The 266-nt window shown below is 50.0% G+C and carries 1 pseudogene; it reads left to right on the forward strand.

The features are described 5' to 3' along the window. A pseudogene (locus HBA93_RS21555) lies at positions 1-266 on the forward strand (MBL fold metallo-hydrolase); the annotation flags it as partial.

Consider the following 266-nt stretch of genomic DNA (forward strand, 5'->3'; position numbering starts at 1 on the left):
GGCTTGCCGATACACCAAAGGCAGAGCAGCGTCAGGCATGGATTAAAACGCTTGATGCGATTGCTGCCCGTAATCCTGAAGTTGTCGTGCCAGCCCATATGACTGCCGGTTCCAAAACAGATATGTCTGCTGTGTCATTCACCAAGGATTATCTGGTTGCTTTTGAAGAGGAACAGGTAAAAGCCCAAAACAGTGAAGAGCTGATTGCCGCCATGAAAAAACGCTACCCTGATCTTGGTGGCACCTCCAGCCTTGAACTAGGTGCG

It is taken from the genome of Ochrobactrum sp. SFR4, assembly GCF_019730395.1.
Lineage (GTDB): Bacteria > Pseudomonadota > Alphaproteobacteria > Rhizobiales > Rhizobiaceae > Pseudochrobactrum.